Here is a 1,582-nt window from a genome sequence, read left to right on the forward strand (position 1 = left end):
TCGCCCACCAGTTCGTCGAACGGCGCGACGTCCCCGACCTCGATGCCGTCGTCCCGCTCCGGGGCCGGCGCGGGCAGCACGGGAACGATCGTGTCCCCCCGGGCGCCGGGGGCGACGGCGAGGACGACCGGACCCGCCGCCCCGTCGAAGACGAGCTCGACCATGCCCTGCGCGGGGTCGACGTAGGGTGCGACGCCGGCCGGCACGCGGCCGGCGAGCTCCAGGCGGTGGCGGCGGACCTCGACGAGCTCACGGTCGAGGACCAGGGGGAGGGCGGCCAGCGGGTCGGGCCGGGAGGCCCCGGTGGCGTCCTCGACGGACGAGGAGGCCGCCGTGTGATCGGTGGCGCTCCCCGGTGCCGGCGCGGAGCCGCGTGCCGGCTCGAGGCCGACCCACTGTGCGCGGACGGAAGCTGCGGTCATGGCGCCATCATGGATCCGGGGTCCGACAGTCACCGGCATTGACGCGACACGCCACGCGCGGACTCGCCGAGACGTCGTAGTCGGACCACGAACGGCCACTCGTTCGGTGGACACGCATGGTGAGTGAGATGTGCGGTCGGTGACGCACGACGAGTGACGGATCGGACACCGCCTCCGGGCCGGTTCCGTCGTTCGAGTAGTTTCGATCACGTTCGTCGTGGGCAACACGGCGTCCCCCGCCGGGTCCCCGGGGCGTGCGTAGGGTCGAGGACGTGACCGCGCAGGCCGCCCCCGGAACCACCCCCGCCGGACCGACCACCTCTTCGGGTACGACCGGACCCGCCGACACGGTCGAGGTCGCGGCCGCCACCCCGGAGCGCGAGCAGCCGTACGCGGCGCTCGGCCTGCGCGACGAGGAGTACGCGCGGATCCGGGAGATCCTCGGCCGCCGGCCGACCGACGCCGAGCTCGCCATGTACTCGGTGATGTGGTCCGAGCACTGCTCCTACAAGTCGAGCAAGGTGCACCTGCGCCGCTTCGGCGAGACGACGACGGACGAGATGCGCCGCCACCTGCTCGCGGGCATCGGCGAGAACGCCGGCGTGGTGGACGTCGGCGACGGCTGGGCGGTCACCTTCAAGATCGAGTCCCACAACCACCCGTCGTACGTCGAGCCGCACCAGGGCGCCGCCACCGGCGTCGGCGGCATCGTCCGGGACATCATGGCGATGGGCGCCCGCCCGGTCGCGGTCATGGACGGGCTGCGCGTCGGCCCGCTCGACGCGCCCGACACCGCCCGCGTGCTGCCCGGCGTCGTGTCCGGCGTCGGCTTCTACGGGAACTGCCTCGGCCTGCCCAACCTCGGCGGCGAGGTCGTCTTCGACCCCACCTACTCCGGGAACCCGCTGGTCAACGCCCTGTGCGTCGGGGTGCTGCGCGTCGAGGACCTGCACCTGGCCTTCGCCTCCGGCGTCGGCAACAAGATCGTGCTGTTCGGGGCGCGGACCGGCCTCGACGGAATCGGCGGGGTGTCGGTGCTCGCCTCCGAGACCTTCACCGGCTCCGCCGGCGGCGGCGGCCACAAGAAGCTCCCGAGCGTCCAGGTCGGCGACCCGTTCGCCGAGAAGGTCCTCATCGAGTGCTGCCTCGAGCTCTACCGC

2 protein-coding genes are annotated in these 1,582 nt (G+C 73.3%); one reads left to right on the forward strand and one right to left on the reverse strand.

Annotated elements, in window-relative coordinates; genetic code table 11:
* A partial coding sequence (locus AC0CYZ_RS24795) for a hypothetical protein (RefSeq protein WP_472220296.1) occupies positions 1-422 on the reverse strand: 422 nt, incomplete at its 3' end.
* A gap of 272 nt (positions 423-694) precedes the next feature.
* Here AC0CYZ_RS24795 and AC0CYZ_RS24800 point away from each other — a divergent pair.
* Positions 695-1,582 (forward strand): AIR synthase related protein (locus AC0CYZ_RS24800; RefSeq protein ID WP_472220298.1); only part of this gene is annotated, 888 nt, incomplete at its 3' end.

The organism is Actinomycetospora sp. (genome assembly GCF_055612215.1).